The sequence below is a fragment of the Cupriavidus sp. 96C5-1 genome, from assembly GCF_057798855.1.
The window spans coordinates 49,585-61,072 of record NZ_JBYOJU010000045.1; the positions used below are offsets into that span (position 1 = coordinate 49,585).

Below are 11,488 nucleotides of genomic sequence, written 5' to 3' on the forward strand. Positions count from 1 at the left end.
GCGCTACCGCTCCGTCCGCACGAAGCTGCGCATGCGCTTGTTGGCTTCGCGGCCGATCTCGAGACCGCGAGCCAGCGGCAGGTCCACCACTTCGTGAAACGTCTGCTTAGTGGTGGCCATGGCTGCGCGGCTGACACCCGCCAGACGGCTGGCTAACGCCATGGTCTCATCCATCAACACATGGTCGTCATGCACGGCGTTGACCATGCCGAGCTCGACCGCGCGCTCCGCATCGATCGATTCACCGGTGGCCACCATGTGAAAGGCCGCCTTGCGACCAATCTGTCGCGTCAGGTTTGGCAGCACGATGGCAGCCACGATGCCATGTTTCACTTCCGGGTACCCAATGCGCGCCGAACGCGCTGCCAGCGCCAGATCGCACGCAATGGCCAGCCCTGCCCCACCGCCCATGGCAAACCCGTTGATTGCGGCAATCACGGGCTTGCTCATGCGCGATACGCTGAGGTGCAGTTGCATCGTCAGCTCGGCGCGCTCTTCCACGCGCGACATCTGGTCCGGGGCCAGGTCCTTGAACTCCGTGATGTCGGCGCCGGCGCAGAACGCCGAACCGTTGCCCGTGAACACCACCACATGCACAGCCTCATCGGCCTCGGCCGCCGCTAGTGCATCCACCAGCCCACGTGTCAGTGCATTGTTCAGCGCGTTGCGCTTTTCAGGGCGGTTCATGCGCAGCACGCGCACCTGGCCGACGTTTTCAATCTGCAGTTCGCTCATGTCCAGCCTCTTTACTTCAATTGATTTGCCATGCGTGACATCGCTTCGCGCGTCTCGGCCGCAATGCGCTCGACCAGCGCGGCGGCCGGCTCCAGTGCATCGACCAGCGCTGCACTCTGCCCCGCCTCGACCTTGCCCTGATCGACATCACCATCCATTGCCGCCATCTTGAGCGAACGGCTGCCGAACAGCGCCTCAAGCGCCTCGCGCGGCTTGCCGGCCCTTTCCGCGGCTTCGTACTCATCGGTGAACGCATTACGCACCGCGCGAATCGGCAGGCCACGCCAGCCCACGAGCGTGGTGTCGCCCACCCCGGCTCCCAGAACCTTCTGCTTGTAGGCATCATGCAGCGAGGCCTCGGGCGTCAGCAGGAAGCGCGTACCCATCTGCACGGCATCGGCGCCCAGGCAAAGCATGGCCGCAACGCCCGCGCCATCGGCAACCCCGCCACCGGCAATGATCGGCAGGTTGACGGCACGCGCAATCAACCGCACAAGCACCAGCGTGCTTGTGCCGCTTGGCGGCGGATGTCCGCCTGCCTCGCCACCCACCACGATCAGTCCATCAACACCGGCGGCGGCTGCCTTGCGCGCATGGTCGGGATGCGCCACCACGTGAAGCCACTTGACCCCGGCCGCCTGAAAACGGCCAATGTGGTCGCGCGGGCTGCCCTGCGATGCGATCAGAATTGGCACGGCTTCGTCTAGCACGATCTGCAGATGCTCGGCAGCGCGCTTGTTGTACAGCGCCACGTTGACCGCGAATGGCGCATCCGTGATCGCACGGACTTCCCGGATCGCACGCCTCAGGTCATCGGGCCGCATCGGGCCAGCCGCAATCACCCCCAAACCGCCGGCCTTCGACACCGCCCCCGCCAACAGCGAACTTGACGATGCCCAGCTCATGCCGGCCTGGATGATGGGGTAGCGGATCCCGAGCAACTCGGTAATTCGCGTCTTGATGCTCATGTTCTGATTCCTCTGCAACGGTTACTCTGCGGTGATGCCGGCAGCCTTGATGACCGGCCCCCATCGCCCCTGCTCGGACTTGATCAGCGCCCGGTACGCGTCCGGCGTGCTGGACTGCCCGATGCCGCCCTGCTCGGCAAACTTTTCCACAACGTCAGGGGCGCGCAATGCACCGGTGACGGCATCGACAATCTTGCGGGCCACGTCTTCAGGCAGGCCGCGCGGCGCGACAATGCCGTACGCTCCCGCGGCGAGCACCTTCGGCAAACCTGCTTCGGCCGCTGTGGGAACGTCCGGTAGCGCCGCGAGCCGTTTGGTGTCGGTCACCATCAGTGCACGGAGCTTGCCGCCCTTGATCAGGTGCGCCACGGCTGGGACTTCGGCGATAAACATGTCCACCTGCCCGCCCATCAGATCCTGCACGGCGGGCGCGCCACCCTTGTAAGGTACGTGGCGCAGACGAATGCCCGCTTCGCGCTGGAACAACGCGCCAACCACATGGGTGCTGCTGCCCACGCCAGCCGACGCCACGGTGAACCTCTCCGGCTCGCGTTTGGCCGCTGCCAACAGATCGGCAACCGATTTGAATGGAGAGCTGGCATTGACGACCACCAGGTTGGGGGTGGAGACCATCGTGCTCAGATGGGTCACATCCTTAAGCGGGTCGAATGGCATCTTCGGCGAAATGAACGGAGCGTACACCAGGGCGCCCGTACCGGCCATACCAAGCGTATATCCGTCTGCCGTGGCACGCGCCACACCGGCAATTCCCACCAGCCCTCCGGCGCCCGGCCGGTTCTCCACCACGATCGTCTGTCCTATCCGGGTACCCATGGACTTGGCGAGCGTGCGCGCCATCACGTCAGCCGGCCCGCCGGCCGCAAACGGCACCACCAGAACGATCGGCCGATCCGGATAGGCAGCTCGCGCAGGGCTGACCATCAGTAAGGCAGCCGTCCACAGCACGTACATCATCAGACGCATCATCATGTCTCCTTGATTTGGACCGTTTCTATATTTGTGGACATAGTAATTCATCTAGTTGATAATGTCCACCATATTGCTGTGCGAACGATGCCAGGAGAACCCGGGATGGGTGAGGGACGGCTCCCAGATGAAAAGTGGAGGCCAGCACCTCTACCGAACCTGGAAGGCTTTTTGAAGCAAGGCCTGATTCCCCGAGTACATTCGCGAGTTCAAGAGGTAGGGCTTAGACTGGCTTGGAGCGCAATAGCCGGCGAGGGGATAGCGTCTATGAGGCAAGCTGCTTGAGCGTAACCACACCAAACCGCCGCATATTCTCCGCAAAGCGGCAAGGCTCTGTCGATTAGGCTGTCCCAAGCTTCATGCGGAAGCTGTTCTCAAGAATCCCTCCCTATTTGTAAATGCGCTCCATCGACGCCTCTTCGAAATGCGTGCTGATGTGAAGAGGGATTTGAAGCTGGTGAAATGACTATTCCGAGTGACAGAATTGCTTCGTTCTACGGGTGGCGACAGCAACCGCGCCCCCGCCTCCGCCGCCCGGATTGCCGCCGCAGACGAGTTGGCTGCCGTCACCGCCTGGCTCGCGCGCTATACCGACAGCGCGGCGACGCTATCTGCCTACCGGCGCGAGATCGAGCGGCTCACTTTGGAAGATTCGCTTTCCGAACGCGCTGCCAAGCAGCTTTGCCGGAATGAAGGTCGGTATTTCTTTCGCACTTGTTGGCACAATCGTAGGCGAGTTCGTGGCAGGAGAGACTGGCTTGGGGCACATCATCCTGGTTGCCCAAGGCAGCTTTGACACGCCGACCGTCTTCGTCGCGTTAGCGCTGCTGTGCATCCTTGGTGTAATCCTGTTCAAGGGCCTGGAACTCGCCGAAGAACGTATGATGCCGTGGCACGCGTCGCAACGCGGCAAGCCTGCCGCCGAATCGACGCCCTCCACACAGCCCGACAAGCAACTGCGATTGCTTGCCGATGCCAAGCGCTAACCAGCGCGCGTGCCACTGAGTCGCCCAAGCGTTGTGGAGAGTTTCCACGGGGCTTGAGCCGGGGGTGAAGCTGTTGTCGCCAGCGTCCCAAGGAAGACCCGTCTCACGCTCGACCAAGCGTGCCAGCGTTCGGTCACTCATTGCCAAGCGACTTGCCCACTCAGAGAATGTGCTCCGGTCCGAAGGATCGGTCGTCTCAGGAACGGGAATTCTGAATCAGCAGGCATTGCAAACGCTGGGATACTGGAGACTGCATATTGTCTGGAACGGTTGGTTTGACCGGAGGGTAGAGTCGAAACCTTCGCCGACCGCGAAGGGGGGGTGCGCTCAAAAACGATGAGAGACTAGCAGGCGTAGATACGTAAAATCGCTTCCATCCGTCCAGAACGGCGGAGTGTCATTTCAAAAAAAAGGAGACGCACATGTACTCTAAAATCCTCGGGCGCCGACAGTTCATATTTTCCTTGGCCATTGGTGGTCTTCTTGGCCCTTTACAGTCGCGCCCGACCGCCGCTCAGCTCGTTGCAGGCAACCAAGTTCGACTAGTAGTGCCATTTCCTCCCGGAGGAGGTACAGATGCGGTGGCCCGCCTAATCGGTGCCAGGCTCAGTGAGCGCATGGGCATGCCAGTGGTGGTAGATAACCGGCCCGGCGCCAGCGGTACCATCGGCGTCGGCGCGGCCGCCAAGATGCCGGCAGATGGACTTAATCTCCTGATCGGCCAAGCCGACAACCTAGCCGTCGCCCCCCTCCTAATCAAAAGCGTGCCGTACAACCCATTGACCGACTTACAGGCCGTAGCATATCTGGCCGACATCCCAATCCTGATCGTGACATCAGTTGGACAGCCATACAAGACGCTGGCTGACGTGGTGCGCGCGGGAAAGGCGGACCCGAACCTGTTGACCTTCGGTTCTGCCGGCGTGGGCACTACGCCCCACCTTTCGGGCGAATTGTTCGCCCAGGCGGCCGGCATCCAGATGCGCCACGTATCCTATAAAGGCTCGGCCCCCGCGCTGACCGATGTGATGGCCCAGCGAGTGTCGCTGATGTATTCGTCCATCTCGCTGGCCGTGCCTCACATCAAGGCCGGCAAGCTCCGGCCACTGGCTGTGACCAGCCTTAAGCGGAGCACAGCGCTACCTGACATCCCCACGGTTGCTGAAGCAGCGGGGCTGAAATCCTTCAATATCGGTACGTGGTATGGCATCTTCGCGCCAGCCGGCACGCCTCGGGAGGCCGTGCAACGCCTGAACGACAACATCAACTGGGTGCTCGCGCAGGATGACGTCAAGGCATTCCTGGAAGGGTTGGAGGGCGGAAGTATCCGCCGCACCCCGCCGCAGACCCTCGCCGACCAGTTGCGCACCGACATTGCTCGCTGGGAGCGCGTGATTCGCGACGCCAAGGTGACGCTGGAATGAGCCTCAACGATTCCGACTTTGCCGCAGTATTGGCCGGATATGCGGACTGGCTCGGCTACTGCCATCGGGAACGCGCGCCGCTGTGGGTGGAGCGTTTTCGCATGAACGAAGAGGAGCTGTCGCGTTTTCGCGCTGCAGCAACGCCACAGGGACCAACCTACGTGGCAGAGCCGGTACGAATCGAAGCGCCCGAGGCGCAGCTCGCCCCGGCGCCAGCTAGCGGCCTGACGGCGCAGGAGGCGCTGGTCCGCGCGCAGGCCCAACCGCATCTCAATGCCTTCACGTACCTGCCCGAGCGCCTGGCGCCGCCAGCAGATGGCTATCTACGCGGAGTCCCATTCGCGGTCAAAGATCTGATAGGCGTCGCAGGAATGCCACGCACGGGCGGCAGCGCGTCGAGCGACGCCAGTCCTTTCGCGGCTGACGCTGCCGCAGTGGCCGCGATGAAGCGGCAGGGAGGCGTGGCAATGGGGCTTGCCAACCTGCACGAGCTGGCACTTGGCGCGAATAGCGCAAACCCCGTGTTCGGCCGGGTGCTGAACCCCTTGAGCCCGGAGCGTATTCCCGGCGGCTCTAGCGGTGGATCTGCTGCGGCGGTGGCAGCTGGCATTGTGGATGTCGCGCTGGCCACGGACACCGGCGGTTCGATCCGAATTCCCGCTGCCTGCTGTGGTGTCGTTGGCTTCAAACCGAGCTACGACGCCGTCTCGCGTGAAGGCGTGATTGACGTGGCAGCTTCGCTTGATCACGTGGGGCCGATTGGACGCACTGTAATGGACTGCGCCCGGTCTTTTGCCGCCCTCACCGGCCTGCCGGCCTTTCCCGGTCTATCGGAGAGACCGCTGCGCGGCCTGCGGGTCGCGCGGTTAGGTGGTTTCTTCGATGCCCCGCTGGACACGCATGTCCGTGCCGCGATGCAGCACGGTGCACAAGTGCTGACAGACGATGGCGCTCGCGTGTTCGACTCTGTGGTAAGCGGTATGGATCTGGCGCCGGCGATCCAGTACATCACGGTATCGACTGAAGCGGCCGCCGCCCATTCGGAACGCCTGCGGGATTGCGGCGAAAAACTGGGTGAGGACGTACGTGTTCGCCTTGAGATGGCACAGTTCCTGCCGGGGCACTGGTACCTAAAGGCACAGCGCCTGCGGCGCATGCTAGTTGAGCAGATAATGGCTCAGTTCGAGCAGGCCGACATGCTGCTGTGCCCCGTCATGCGGGCACTGGCCCCAAACGTGGGTGATGCCGATGTGCTAATCGACGGATACCGTTACCCACTTCACACGGCAGTATCCAACCTAACACTGCCATTCAGTTTGAGCGGTATGCCTGCAATCTCGCTGCCCTGGGGACTTGAGTCCGGCGGAGCCGCAATAAGCCTGCAAATCGTGGGGGCTCCAGGGCGAGATTGGGAGGTACTCAGGGTGGCCCACCGGCTCGAAAGACTGCAGGCCGAACTGCTGCCGTTGGCGACCACTAAATTATCATAGCGTGAAGGAAAGCCTGCAAAAGTTGGGAGGCCGATTTCGTCAGGCGCTCGGACTTTCCGCGAGCATGTCACGGTTCATTTTGTTCGGCGACCGGTGCCAGTTCGGCGATGCTGGCCCGGTGGATTGGCTGTGACGCGAGACAGCGAGCTCGAGCGCCGAGATGCGGTTGGGTGAGAGTTCCCCGTTCAAAACCGCGACCCTGACCTGCACCATGCAGGGCGCTCCTTGGTCCGTCCAGCGCATCTGTTGCGTATTTCGGTGGCGCGTGATCACCTGTTTCGGCGGGAAGTGATCGCTGGTTTCGGCCGGATCACTTCGGCGACGGCCGAAATCGGTGATCAAGCAGCCGAAACGGGTGATCACGCACCGTAGTGGGGCTGGGCAAGGGCTGGGGGTGGGACTGCGCATGGGCTAGAACGCCGGCGATACGCTGTTTCCTTTTTTGCAAGGAAGCAAGCTGATGCCGGCCAACAGCCCAGGCGGGCGGGTGACGCCGGACGTCCCCTACCTGCATCGCGAACTGCGCCGTAAGGGCGTGACACTGCAGTTGCTGTGGGAGGCCATGCCCCGGGCGCCGCTGCCAGGTTGGACCCCGCAGGGCGCCGCCAGTCGAACGCAGCAAAGGGGGCTCCGGCACCGACACGCGTCGCTCGCTGCTACGCCTGCCATCAAGTAGGAGAGCAGGTTCCCTACTCCCGGTAGTCATGGGCTGACATCGCGTCAGCAACTTAGTGCATAGGCCATGTAGAGTTCACGCGCACGGCTCGCGACAGGGCCATGCGGCAAGCTGCGGTCCTCAATACGGTCGCAATGAAGAACCTTGCCATGATTGCCCGTACTGAACAGCTCATCTGCCTCCAGTACGTCCGTGGGGGTCAAGCGCACTTCGCGGACCTCGATCCCGTCCTCGCGTAGTAGTGCCATGACACGCTGCCGCGTAATCCCATTCAGGAACGCTCCATTCAGTTCCGGGGTCATGGCAACGCCATCTCGCACTATCCACAGATTCGCGACGGCGAACTCCGCGACATGGCCGTCCGGGTCGAGCACAACCGCCCCATCAAAGCCCCGCGCCGTTGCATCCCGCAGGACACGCTGCGTGTTCGGATAGAGGCACGATGCCTTCGCATCCGTAGGCGCCATAGATGGCTCCGGGCGGCGGAATTGGCTGAATGTGGCGCTGAATCCGCTGTCTTCCGGCAGGGGGGACTCGAAAATATGCAGAGCCAATGCGGTCGATGCCGGATCCGGAAGCAGAAACCCGTCGGAACAGAAGAACAGCATCTTGATGTAGTAGTCGAAATGCCCCTGCGGCAGGCGCTTGAGGCCCTCGCATACTAAACTCTCGACTTCCTCACGGTTGATCTTCGGATGCATACCCAAGGCAACCGCGGAACGGATCAGGCGCTCGCTGTGCGCCGCAATGTCCGGCACGTGGCCTTGAATCGACCTAGCCCCGTCAAACACCGTAGACGCCATCCAGAAAGCGTGATCGGTCGCGCCAATCAAGGGCACCTTGGTGGTGCTCCAGCTACCGTCAAACCATGTGATCTCAGCTCTGTTCATGCGTGCTCCACAACACGGGCGGCATACCAGGGAACCGCCCTGTTGCCGCTTCGCTGTACTATTCAAACCATCTATAATATATGGCAAAAATGTGCTGGAGTTCTCCCCATCTTGGTATCTAATATTTACAAATCATATAACTGGACGCTGGCGGAACTACATGCTTTCTGCCTCATCTGCGAATGCCAGAACCTGAGCCAGGCGGCCCTGCGTTTGGACATGAGCCAATCAGCTGTTTCCGTGATGGTCCAACGGTGGCGCCGGGCGATCGGCGATCCGCTCTTTGTGCGGGTTCGCTATGGAGTCGCCCCCACGGACATCGCCATCGCGCTCAGGGACAAGCTGCGACCGTTGTTGGAGGGTGTCACACTGGCACTGACCCATCCGCAGGGGTTCAATCCAGCAAAGTCCACGCGGGCCTTCAAGATCCACATGACCGACATCGGCCAGCTCGTATTCCTGCCGGGCCTGAACAACTTCCTCGTCCGCCGAGCACCGGGCATCCGACTTACGGTCAAGAATCTTGCGTGGGAAACGTTGGAAGCAGGCTTGAGTTCCGGGGAGATTGATGTGGCCATTGGCTCCCTGCCGATGATCAAGGGACGCGTACATTCGCGCCTCCTGCGCCACGAACACTATGTCACGGCCATGCGCAAGGGCCATCCTTTGGCAAAGAGCGAACTGGATCTAGCGGCCTTTACCTCGGCGGATCACTTGGCGATTGACGCCACAAGCAGCGGGCATTCACTGGTAGAGAGCGCATTGCGTTCGATGAGCATGCGTCGCAACATCGCGCTGGCAATCCCTCACTATTTGGCTGCTGAGCAGATTCTGTCGAAAAGCAACTACTTGCTGACGGTGCCCGATGTTGCGGTTCTGTCGTTTCACGATCCAAAGGCGTTTCACATTGTTCCGACGCCACTGGAACTGCCAACCTTCGACATCCGCCTACATTGGCACGAAAGAAGCCGGCAGGACGAAGGCATCCGCTGGCTGCGAAACACTATTTCGAGCCTGTTTGAGAAGCGATAAATTCAGGTTCGTCACCGATTTCCAGGGAAGACTGGTGATCCGATTGCAGCACTCGGCCATTGGTTGACATCTGACACTTGGAATCCAGAAGGCCGATGCTTTGAGATGATGACGGCTACCTCCCGGATGGTCGGCCCAGACATCGGAGGCACGCAGCCCCAGGCCAGCCTGCCATACAAGGCAAAGTTCTTGCCGACCACGCAAAAGCAGATGGAGGAGACTGATGGCACGAGGCGAATGGTGCTTAGACAGCAAGTTCATAGCCAGCCGTCGCGAAAATCCATTCAGCTGATTCCCGGGCACTAAAGGCGTCCCCGCACTAGCGACGGCGTCCGTGCAGAGCCCGATCCGGAAGGACAAGAGTCCGGCTCTGGTATGGCGAGCAAGACTCGATATTACCTCTCAGCGACGTCACGCACGCAAGGACGCGGGCGGATCTACTTGAATTTGACATCGATCTGGCAGCTCAACGGTCGAATACGCAAGCCAACCGTAGCATCCACCACGGGACGACATGCATCGACTCGCATAGTCGGACGAGTTCCAGGTCGAGACAGCACTAGCCTTCTCCGGCCACTCAAACCTGCCACTTGCTCGACCACCTGCACGCGCGACCGCGCATTCCAAAGCACCAACCAAGAGCGCAATCGCTGTCCTTGCCGCCAGCAGCGGCGAGTTGAACCGCGGTGATTATGCGCGGCACACTCATGCCATGTATATCGACCTGATTGCGGAATGTCCGCGCTCCTTTTTTTGTGCGTCAGGCACGACCGCTCGCTCACAAGGGAACACTCCAGATGACGGCACAAAATCGGATGGTCGCATCCGGCACGTCCATGGCCTCTCCAGCAGCGAGCCCCGAGGAAATACCAACGGCGACAGCGAACGCCAAGAAAAGGATCGGCATCGTGATGTTCCCGAGTTTCGAGACGCTGGACGTAGTTGGACCAGTGGAGATGTGGGGCAATCTTCCTGATTATCAGATTCTGATGGTGTCCGAACATGGTGGTTCGGTGAGGTCAGCACAAGGTGTCGAGACTGTTGCGACCTATTCATTCGATACCGCGCCGCAATTCGACATCTCGATTGTTCCCGGTGGCGTGGGTACGCGTACCGAAGCCGGCAATCCCGCTATGCTCGAGCTCATGCGAAAGCAGGACAAGGAACCGCATGGACTCCTGCCGTTTGTACAGGCTCAGCAGTTCTCGCGAAGGCCAGCATTTTGAAAGGACACCGGGCTACATCGAACAAGTGGCCTATGCGTTCACAACAAGCCAGGATCACGACGTGCAATGGCATCGCGGCGATGGTGACTGATCGACTTCCGGACATGCACCGTCCCGCGCCCTCGCCCGGGGGACAGCACGTTGCCCCAGGCAAAGCCGGCCCAGTCATTTCTGATCCTGACCCGAAGCACTGCCCGAATGGGCAAGACCGGCTTGCCAAACCCACAAGCTGCTGGGGTCGACTCGGCCACATGCGCAAGCGTCCATGCAAGCATATCCGGGCATCGAAGTAGGGTGAGGTCACGGATAAACGCCCGGCATTTCGACCGTAGCGTGCCTCTGAGCGTGCCTCCCTCCTGGTCACTCGATCAGTACCATTTCGCCGCTGCGAAAAAGTCGGCCGGCATTCGATCGTCGCGCAGCACTTCTGCTACGGCTGCAACGTCTTGCGCACGATTCGTCGAAGCATTGGCTCATGCACGTATGAGTCGAAACCGCGATCGAAAACAACACGCCCTACAGCCCCTTCAGCAAGGGCAATCAGCCATGTCGCTACCAAATCAGATTCCAGCGTCGTGTCTATCGTGCCTTGAGTGATACCTCGTTTGATCAACGAGACCATACGACCCTTGACTTTCTCTTCGTTGGCCAAAAACAGTGCGTTAACGTCTGGATTGCGCGTTGCTTCAGCGCCAATCTCGATGCTGATGCGCGCGTACACGGGTTCGCTCGCGAGCCGCATGAACTCGAGAACGATCTCCTCGATGGCCGTCAACGCGTCGTCCGTCTCAGACCACCGAGCAAATATCTCAGCGGTTGCCAACTGATCTTCCTGTGCGATCGCCTCAATGATCGACGCTTTCGTCGGGAAATAGTGAAACAGATTTCCCGGACTCATGCCCGCCGCTGCACAGATCGCTGCCGTCGAAGTGCCATGAAACCCGTTGCGTGAGAAACAGTCGATTGCAGCATCCAAGATATGACGTCGCTTCGCCTCCATCTTTGCCGGGTCAATCGTTCGCATGCGACCCCCTAGACGCTTGCCAAAATATTTAATAGACTGACTACTCGATC

At 60.8% G+C, this 11,488-nt stretch carries 11 protein-coding genes and 1 pseudogene; 6 read left to right on the plus strand and 6 right to left on the minus strand.

Annotated features, from left to right (window positions below; all coding sequences use genetic code 11):
* Nucleotides 1–3 precede the first annotated feature (3 nt).
* Genes AC3FOF_RS35210 through AC3FOF_RS35220 form a run of 3 tightly spaced genes read right to left on the minus strand, consistent with a single transcriptional unit; the run spans nucleotide 4 to nucleotide 2,693 of the window.
* Nucleotides 4–735, minus strand: a complete 732-nt coding sequence (locus tag AC3FOF_RS35210) for an enoyl-CoA hydratase/isomerase family protein (protein ID WP_488729228.1) — start codon at nucleotides 733–735, stop codon at nucleotides 4–6.
* 11 nt (nucleotides 736–746) lie between these two features.
* Nucleotides 747–1,703, minus strand: a complete 957-nt coding sequence (locus AC3FOF_RS35215; RefSeq protein WP_017227472.1) for an NAD(P)H-dependent flavin oxidoreductase — start codon at nucleotides 1,701–1,703, stop codon at nucleotides 747–749.
* 21 nt (nucleotides 1,704–1,724) lie between these two features.
* Entirely contained in the window at nucleotides 1,725–2,693 is a 969-nt protein-coding gene (locus AC3FOF_RS35220) for a Bug family tripartite tricarboxylate transporter substrate binding protein (RefSeq protein ID WP_488729229.1), read from the minus strand.
* A 505-nt stretch (nucleotides 2,694–3,198) separates the two neighbouring features.
* Here AC3FOF_RS35220 and AC3FOF_RS35225 point away from each other — a divergent pair.
* The 4 genes and pseudogenes from AC3FOF_RS35225 to AC3FOF_RS35240 form a co-directional block, all read left to right on the plus strand.
* Nucleotides 3,199–3,336: pseudogene (locus AC3FOF_RS35225) on the plus strand (tyrosine-type recombinase/integrase); the annotation flags it as partial.
* Nucleotides 3,337–3,358: 22 nt separating this feature from the next.
* Nucleotides 3,359–3,676: an ABC transporter permease gene (locus AC3FOF_RS35230; protein ID WP_488729250.1), complete on the plus strand. Its 318-nt coding sequence runs from the start codon at nucleotides 3,359–3,361 to the stop codon at nucleotides 3,674–3,676.
* Nucleotides 3,677–4,098: 422 nt separating this feature from the next.
* On the plus strand, nucleotides 4,099–5,100 hold the full coding sequence (locus AC3FOF_RS35235) for a Bug family tripartite tricarboxylate transporter substrate binding protein (protein WP_276265911.1): 1,002 nt from the start codon (nucleotides 4,099–4,101) through the stop codon (nucleotides 5,098–5,100).
* Nucleotides 5,097–6,590, plus strand: a complete 1,494-nt coding sequence (locus tag AC3FOF_RS35240; protein ID WP_017227468.1) for an amidase — start codon at nucleotides 5,097–5,099, stop codon at nucleotides 6,588–6,590. Before AC3FOF_RS35235 ends, AC3FOF_RS35240 begins: the two co-directional genes overlap by 4 nt.
* 39 nt (nucleotides 6,591–6,629) lie before the next feature.
* Here AC3FOF_RS35240 and AC3FOF_RS35245 read toward each other — a convergent pair whose 3' ends face one another.
* Complete coding sequence (locus tag AC3FOF_RS35245; RefSeq protein ID WP_488729230.1) at nucleotides 6,630–6,953, minus strand: hypothetical protein; 324 nt, start codon at nucleotides 6,951–6,953, stop codon at nucleotides 6,630–6,632.
* A gap of 357 nt (nucleotides 6,954–7,310) precedes the next feature.
* On the minus strand, nucleotides 7,311–8,156 hold the full coding sequence (locus tag AC3FOF_RS35250; protein ID WP_017227467.1) for a branched-chain amino acid aminotransferase: 846 nt from the start codon (nucleotides 8,154–8,156) through the stop codon (nucleotides 7,311–7,313).
* Between the two features lie 111 nt (nucleotides 8,157–8,267).
* Between AC3FOF_RS35250 and AC3FOF_RS35255 the strand changes: the two genes are divergently transcribed.
* Nucleotides 8,268–9,188, plus strand: coding sequence for a LysR family transcriptional regulator (locus AC3FOF_RS35255; protein ID WP_035812425.1), 921 nt, complete (start codon nucleotides 8,268–8,270; stop codon nucleotides 9,186–9,188).
* A gap of 797 nt (nucleotides 9,189–9,985) precedes the next feature.
* Nucleotides 9,986–10,414, plus strand: a complete 429-nt coding sequence (locus AC3FOF_RS35260; protein WP_488729231.1) for a DJ-1/PfpI family protein — start codon at nucleotides 9,986–9,988, stop codon at nucleotides 10,412–10,414.
* 430 nt (nucleotides 10,415–10,844) lie between these two features.
* On the opposite strand, the gene AC3FOF_RS35265 is transcribed toward AC3FOF_RS35260, so the two are convergent.
* The gene (locus tag AC3FOF_RS35265; protein WP_017227465.1) at nucleotides 10,845–11,438 is read right to left on the minus strand and encodes a TetR/AcrR family transcriptional regulator; all 594 of its coding nucleotides are present in this window, start codon (nucleotides 11,436–11,438) and stop codon (nucleotides 10,845–10,847) included.
* Nucleotides 11,439–11,488 lie beyond the last annotated feature (50 nt).

What these genes read in the sequence shown, in the direction of transcription:
- AC3FOF_RS35210 (WP_488729228.1), bottom strand. Translation starts at nt 735, where the DNA reads ATGAGCGAACTGCAGATTGAAAACGTCGGCCAGGTGCGCGTGCTGCGC.
- AC3FOF_RS35215 (WP_017227472.1), bottom strand. Translation starts at nt 1,703, where the DNA reads ATGAGCATCAAGACGCGAATTACCGAGTTGCTCGGGATCCGCTACCCC.
- AC3FOF_RS35220 (WP_488729229.1), bottom strand. Translation starts at nt 2,693, where the DNA reads ATGATGATGCGTCTGATGATGTACGTGCTGTGGACGGCTGCCTTACTG.
- AC3FOF_RS35235 (WP_276265911.1), top strand. Translation starts at nt 4,099, where the DNA reads ATGTACTCTAAAATCCTCGGGCGCCGACAGTTCATATTTTCCTTGGCC.
- AC3FOF_RS35240 (WP_017227468.1), top strand. Translation starts at nt 5,097, where the DNA reads ATGAGCCTCAACGATTCCGACTTTGCCGCAGTATTGGCCGGATATGCG.
- AC3FOF_RS35250 (WP_017227467.1), bottom strand. Translation starts at nt 8,156, where the DNA reads ATGAACAGAGCTGAGATCACATGGTTTGACGGTAGCTGGAGCACCACC.
- AC3FOF_RS35260 (WP_488729231.1), top strand. Translation starts at nt 9,986, where the DNA reads ATGACGGCACAAAATCGGATGGTCGCATCCGGCACGTCCATGGCCTCT.
- AC3FOF_RS35265 (WP_017227465.1), bottom strand. Translation starts at nt 11,438, where the DNA reads ATGCGAACGATTGACCCGGCAAAGATGGAGGCGAAGCGACGTCATATC.